The following is a 6,542-nucleotide window of genomic DNA, read 5'->3' as shown; positions in this document are numbered from 1 at the left end:
TTTCGACAATTTTCGAGATCGACTATTAGCTTGCTTTTCTAATTAGTCTTTCTTATCACCGCAAACCCAGAAGACCCATCGTGACAATGCTTCCACTTAATTCTAATACTTTGAGTAAAGCCGGAATAGCTGTGATCTCATTTGACTTTTTATCAACCTTAACCTGTCCTAAAACTAATCTTTGACTCGTCGCCCAAGCACTGACCATATGAATTGCTTTTTTATCTCCTCCCCCATCGTAAGAATGGCGAAGAGTTTTGCCATCAATTGCGATTACTTCTCCTGGAATTAAACAACTAATAGATTGAATCCAACTCAAAAAACATTTCTGAAATTGCTCCGGTTTGAGGCGAGAAAATACTCGCGCAATTGTGTCATGTGAAGGTATGCCATTCGGCAATTCTAAAAATTTTTTCAACCATTCGTATTGAGCTGCGCCCGTAACTTTCAATATCCACCCATGTATCAGCACCACAAATCACCGCACAAATTGAGAGGGTGATAATATCAATTAATTGATGATGTTTCGTTCGATCAATTCTTGGATCTTCTAAGTCGGCAAAATGGTCGGCGATGGTGATTTTAGGTTTGAGTTTCATGCAGGGCAAAGTCTAATTAAATGTTTTGTAGGTACTCAATAATTCTTCTCTAATATACCAGATTATGTTAACATAAAGTTTAGATGCGTTCGCCCTGCCTGAATTACCACCACAATCTGAATCTAATTTTTCATCACATCCTTGGTGGGATCGAGGAAAGGGGTGGAAGAATATTCTTAACAACCTCCGTTTAATACTTCAACCATTTGTACTCTTTAACTTTATTAAACCTTGGCTATAAGTTTTTACTGTTCCTAAGTTATCCGAGGGCTTTTTTAAACTTCAAATGCTTGTCAATAATTTAACTCCTTCAATTTTTCAAAACCTCAATATCCCTTATTGCAACTTTTCCTCTGCATAGAGTGACAAAAGAGGGTTAAATGTCACTACATATTTATTACTACCGGTATTTTATCCATCATTACAACTATATTTTGACTCAAGAAATATCTAATCACTACATATTTATTACTACCTATGATTGCAGGTCACTACAGATAAGGTTTTTTGTACGGTGATGCTAAAAGCTTCGCGCTTATCTAGTCCAAACTGTCGGGGAGATAATTTTAGCTGATAGATCATCTAAATAGAAATCGTAAACAGGTTCTCCTGATAATTCACAGCAAAGAGGTTCAATAATTTTAGTGAACGGATTCCAAACTACTGTTACAGTCCGTTTCGTTTTCTTTCTTTGCAACTCACATTGAATATGTACTGTAGGTAGATGGATAATCATTGCACTGTGCAACCAAGCTTCTACACTCATTGCATAACGCTCTTGGATATCTAACAATTTTCGATCTAGCTCTCTATTAGTAGCTTCAATTCGAGCTAATTCTTTGTCTAATTCATCACCAATCAAATTTTTCAACTCAATCTTGTGGCGTATCCCAGAGCTAATCGTGTTGTAATAATCCTTGAGTCTTTCTTCATCCCTAGCTCTTGCTCTTGTTAATTTAGCCTGCCAATTATCTAAAGATTTTCCAATCAATATTCCACTTTGATGTTCGATTAACTTCAACAACTCATCAAAAGGAATAGAAAATGGTGTTTCTTGATTATCCACATCCATTCTGTCAGACTCCCAAAATAAAGCATCCCCAATTTGTACTGGTGTTACTCCTGTTATTTCATTGATAATAAACGAAACTAGACCAATCCTTTTTTCTTCGGCATTCGCTGTGTAAGCCACATTACATAAAATGTAGCGAGTGGTTGATGGTTTAGCATCTACAAAACGAATTAACCCATTTTGAGGTTTGAATCTCTCTGGTATGCTTTTGTCAAATCCCGTAGCTTTTAGATAGCCATCAAATTTTACACCCAAGGCACTAATCTGCCCTTTAACAGCTAATAGTTCAGATAATTTATTTAATACTTCTGAATGATAAGTAACAAAAACACTTTGAGGTACATCAGTGATAGTTGTAAAAGTTACTTCTTCTGGTAGAGAAAGTAACGAGGCTATGTTTTCATTTAACAGCGCATTTAAAACGTGTTCCCCAGCCGGTTCAGCTATTCCGTCATGGAGAGCTACAATTTTTTCTAAAGTAGTAATTATTGGGTCTGATAACATATTTAATCAAATCAATTTTTCAAGCTTCAAAATCTTCGCCAAAAATCTGTTCATCCAGTTCTTGAATTTGCTCATATTGTTTTTGGGCTTTCAACAAATTATCTGCCAATTGCTCAAAGGCTTGATCTAATTCGGGTTTAACTTGATGCTTAAGCCAGATATCCATGACAACTTCACTAAAGTCAAATTCATCATCCACATTGCCTAAAATTGTTTCAATTTCTCCGACTACCAGTTCAAACATATTAATTTTGTCGTGCAGTATCCGCAGAATATACTCTTCGATACTGCCTTTGAGACAGAAGTTAAAAATAAAAACATCCTGGGTTTGTCCGATGCGGTGGATACGACCAATGCGCTGTTCAATTTTCATTGGGTTCCAGGGCAGGTCATAATTAACGATCGCATTAGCAAACTGGATGTTACGTCCTTCTCCCCCTGTTTCCGATGCTAAGAGTACAGAAACATTATCCCGAAATGCGGCTATAGCCTCATCTTTCTGTTTAAGGGACATTCCGCCAGTAAATTCTGCAAAGGGGATATTTGCCGCTTGCAGCGTTTTAGCTAAATAGGTGCTAGTTGCTTTATGGGTTGTGAAAACTAAGGTTTTCTGGCGAGATTTGGAAAGCATCTCTACTAAGGTTTTTGCTTTCTCGACCTGCTTGACTTGGGATGCTCGTGCAGCTAAAGACTTCAGTTCTTCATCGGGTAGGCGGACAGTCAGTTGCTTGAGGGAGTCAGCTAAAGCATTAGGGGATGAACCCGCTCGCATTAGCAAATTAGTACGGGAGAGTCTGTCTAGTTTGTCCTCTGAAGAACGTAGATACTTGCTCAAGTCTTGGTAAAGTTTCTCCTCTCCGGCTGCCGGGGTAACGGTAATTGTGGTGGCGAAGCGTTTGGGCAGTTTGACATCTACTAGGGCGCGGGTATTTCGTACCATAACTTCCCGCATCAGAGTGCGTAACTTTTCGGGATTTTTAGGGACTCGTCCATTCTTGGAATTGACGTATTCTTTTTTAAAAGCGGCTTCTGTTTGTAGCAGTCCCGGTTTGAGGAGGGTTAGCAGATTAAACAGTTCCACAAGGGAGTTCTGCACTGGCGTAGCAGTAAGCATGAGGATAAACCGCTTATTGAGGGCGTTGACCAGTTTCCAGTTGAGGGTACTGCGATTTTTTAGATGGTGTGCCTCATCGACAACAACCAAATCCCAAGTACGACTGGTGACGTGAAGATAATGTTTAGCAGACTTAGCCGTGTTTAATGAAGCGATAATTCGCGGATTATTTGTCCAAAATTCGTCTATCGGTTGTTGTGGGTCACGGTTATCTGTGGTGATAGTAGCGATATTAAATTTGTCACTTAACTCTGATTGCCACTGGGAAACTAGGGATGCCGGAGTTAACACTAGGATGGACTTTACCATCCCCCTAGCTAAGTATTCGGCGATGATTAGTCCCGCTTCAATGGTTTTACCCAATCCCACTTCATCCGCTAGTAATGCGCGTCCCCCCATTTGTCTGAGGACTTTTCGGGCTGTTTCAATCTGATACCAGTATTTGTCGATAGCAGTTAATGTGGGTAGGCAAATGAGTTGGTCATAGTCTGCCATTACCGAGAGGTTAAACAGGTCTAAACGCGCTTCGTAGAAGTTAAGCGGGTCGTATTTACCAGCTTTCAGGGCTTCTAAGGCAGTGGAAGGATTGAATTGAAATGTATAGTTTTTTTCCATATTTATAGTTTTTCCTTACTTGGTCTGCTAAACAGACCTGTCCGCTAGCCTAAAAGCTTTGCTAGGTAATAAGTGTAGTCATTATCCTTAGCGTTTGGGGCTAAGAATACGGGCGACCCACGGCTAGAACCCTTTATTGTACAGCAAGCGTTATGATGCTTGGTAGTGATACGGAAGTAGTGGTGAGACATAATCCTTGTCCCATAAGCAATACTTCGGACAGTTTTAGATCTAGTCGAGTCTCCGAAACCCTTACTGGCTATATGCTGGACTATTTTTTCAAGGTTTAAGTAAGCGCGCACTCGTTTCAGAAAATGCGTAAAAAATGGCAGGGCTTCCTCGCCCTCGGCGGTGCTGGGCCGTTAAAAAACTGTCCGAAGTAAGCTGTTCGACATTCAAACTGCACTATTTGTGGACCAGACCCCGTACTGCAAGGGGTTGAGGCAATAAATTTAAATGACTAACAGCTTATTGATCAACAGGTTTTATCAAACATATTGATTGTTTTATGAACCTAAGCACTTTGTTTAAATTCTAGACAAATTTAAGGTAGCAACAATTAATCCAGTTCGATGTCTTGGATGCGCTGTTTATAAGGTTGGTTATTTGGTTGAATATTTTGCTGTTCTTGCTCAATTAATTGTATCCAGATATCATTCCAACTTGACTGTGGATTGACAAGTTCTGCATTCGGTAGCAACGATCGCGCATTTCGAGCGAGCTGAGAATTTTCTGCAATCGCTATAATAACGCTATCGAGTTCTTGTAAGAATTCTATAGGCAGTTGTGAAGCTCGTTCAATTCCTAGGTAAAGTGTCGCTGGTGCTGTTGTAGAGTTATCCTGTTCAATAAGCAAAATTGAAAGGGCTTCTATTGGGTTACAAGCAATCACAGCTCGCTCAATTTCTCCGGTAGTGGCTACCCAGAAAGCAGCTTCAGATGACAGGGGATGGGTTGTAGTAAAGTTGCCTCTTTCATTGAGAACAAAAGCGAACCGGGCTTCCCCCTCAAGCGTCCGTGCCGTAAAGACAGCCTTTTCTGAGTCGGCATACAACCAAGAATGAGAGTACAATAAATCGAGTAACTCTAAAGGTAAACTGTACTCGACTGCGAGATGCGATCGCACTTTTTGCCACTGAGTTTCATTCCTTTCTGGCAGGATTGACAGTTGTAACTCTAACTCATTTGGTGTTGCAGGAATTGCAAGTGCGGTTGTTTCTAGCTCAGATTGTGACAACTCTAACTCATTTGCTGTTGCAGGAGTTACAGGCGCGGTTGCTGCTAGCTCGGATTGTGACGACTCTAACTCATTTTCCTCTGCCTCACTGGGGGCGATAGCTAAGTGTTGTGGCTGCATTAAAGCGTCAATTAGGGCGTTATCTCGCCCTTTGTCATAGCTAACGCTTCGATGCTTCTGCAATCCATAAAAAGTGTAGGCTTTACCCAACTGAGTGCCACTCAAAGCGACTCCATCTAAATTGTAAGAAATGCCTTGACTGAAGCCGATTCCAGTTCGAGTCAATCCGACTTGCACCTCTACTCCTTGTTGCTGCAACCGCTCAACGAATTGTGGCATACTTGGATTGTCTTGGGTAACTTCATCAATTAGGTCTTGCAATTGCACCCTGACGCTCTTGTTTCCCTGGCTTTTTAATTGCCTGTGTTCTCCTGTAGTCTGAGCTCGCTTGTCTGTTTCCCAACTGGGTGTAACAGTTTCCAGGCTGTAGTTCCGTTCGAGCTGGCGAATAGTTTCTTGGCTTTTGTAATAATCCCAGCTATCGTCAACAACACCTCCATCTAGGCAAATGCGACTGGCGACGATGTGGATGTGGTCGTGTTCTGTATCGCTGTGCTTGACAACTGCGTATTGGTTGTTGTGAAATTCCATCGCTTTCATGTAGTTGGCTGCGATAGCCAGCCAGCGTTGGTCATTTTCTTCAGAATCTTCTAGTTTTTCGGTGCTATCGACAGATAAAGTGGCGTGAAAAACGGCTACTTTTAGGTTAGGTCTTAGTTGTCGGGCTATCGCAAATTCAGCAGCCAGTTCTTCAGGAGTTTGTCCGCACATAGTACCGCCAATTAGAGCGGCGTCTTTTTTGCCCAGCACGTAGTTCAGGCAGCCCCGAAAGCCTGTACCTTTGATTTGTTTGCCAATCATAACCGAAAAGCCGTCAGTTGCACAGAATCGATTGCTCAGGCGGTAAAGCCCAGGCTTGTTAATAATTAGCGTACTGTAGATTTGGCGAGGTTTGCAACTATTGTTTTAATTGCACCCCCGTTTTCTCGAATGAGTTGCTGTACGCTTTCTAAGAGTCCTGTATTGACAACAACTGGTTCTCCCAATGCCACAGCACTATTGCAAGCTTTAGCAATCTGATTGAGGTTGTTTCCTCCAATTCTCAATTGGGCATCAATCTTGCATAACACTTGATAGGCTTTTAAGTCAAATGCAGCTAGAGGGCGCGGCATAGTTCTCCTCAATGCGGCGCGGCGCATGAAGTCGCTCATGCTCAAATTTACTAGCGAGGCTCTTGCTTTAATTTGATTGTAGTCTGAGTCAGTTAGGCGAATGTGAATATGGTTAGATAGCAGCTCTCTAGGTTTGACGGACGGTAAAGTTTTCATAGTTTTTAATCAG

Annotated in this window: 4 protein-coding genes and 2 pseudogenes; 1 reads left to right on the top strand and 5 read right to left on the bottom strand. The window is 41.4% G+C overall.

Going from position 1 to position 6,542, the window contains the following annotated elements:
• Positions 1 to 64: 64 nt before the first annotated feature.
• Positions 65 to 599, bottom strand: a pseudogene (locus QUA56_RS22820) (ISAs1 family transposase); the annotation flags it as partial.
• A 76-nt stretch (positions 600 to 675) separates the two neighbouring features.
• Here QUA56_RS22820 and QUA56_RS22815 point away from each other — a divergent pair.
• Positions 676 to 960, top strand: a pseudogene (locus tag QUA56_RS22815) (IS701 family transposase); the annotation flags it as partial.
• 174 nt (positions 961 to 1,134) lie between these two features.
• Here the strand turns inward: QUA56_RS22815 and QUA56_RS22810 are convergent.
• From QUA56_RS22810 to QUA56_RS22795, 4 genes are all read right to left on the bottom strand, one after another.
• Complete coding sequence (locus QUA56_RS22810; protein WP_333033453.1) at positions 1,135 to 2,175, bottom strand: hypothetical protein; 1,041 nt, start codon at positions 2,173 to 2,175, stop codon at positions 1,135 to 1,137.
• Between the two features lie 19 nt (positions 2,176 to 2,194).
• Complete coding sequence (locus QUA56_RS22805; protein ID WP_333361956.1) at positions 2,195 to 3,904, bottom strand: SNF2-related protein; 1,710 nt, start codon at positions 3,902 to 3,904, stop codon at positions 2,195 to 2,197.
• A gap of 559 nt (positions 3,905 to 4,463) precedes the next feature.
• Complete coding sequence (locus QUA56_RS22800) at positions 4,464 to 6,062, bottom strand: relaxase/mobilization nuclease domain-containing protein (protein ID WP_333361952.1); 1,599 nt, start codon at positions 6,060 to 6,062, stop codon at positions 4,464 to 4,466.
• Positions 6,063 to 6,127: 65 nt separating this feature from the next.
• Positions 6,128 to 6,529 (bottom strand): plasmid mobilization protein, encoded by a 402-nt coding sequence (locus tag QUA56_RS22795; RefSeq protein ID WP_333361949.1) that lies wholly within the window; start codon positions 6,527 to 6,529, stop codon positions 6,128 to 6,130.
• Between the last annotated feature and the right edge of the window lie 13 nt (positions 6,530 to 6,542).

Origin of the sequence: Microcoleus sp. N3A4, from assembly GCF_036701805.1 — a bacterium.
Classification (GTDB): domain Bacteria; phylum Cyanobacteriota; class Cyanobacteriia; order Cyanobacteriales; family Microcoleaceae; genus Microcoleus.
Note: the sequence above shows the minus strand (reverse complement) of the source record. Positions and strands in the feature narration are given on the sequence as shown.

Bases quoted from the DNA above. Each gene is read 5' to 3' on its own strand.
- QUA56_RS22810 (WP_333033453.1), bottom strand. From the start codon at position 2,175: ATGTTATCAGACCCAATAATTACTACTTTAGAAAAAATTGTAGCTCTC.
- QUA56_RS22805 (WP_333361956.1), bottom strand. From the start codon at position 3,904: ATGGAAAAAAACTATACATTTCAATTCAATCCTTCCACTGCCTTAGAA.
- QUA56_RS22800 (WP_333361952.1), bottom strand. From the start codon at position 6,062: ATGATTGGCAAACAAATCAAAGGTACAGGCTTTCGGGGCTGCCTGAAC.
- QUA56_RS22795 (WP_333361949.1), bottom strand. From the start codon at position 6,529: ATGAAAACTTTACCGTCCGTCAAACCTAGAGAGCTGCTATCTAACCAT.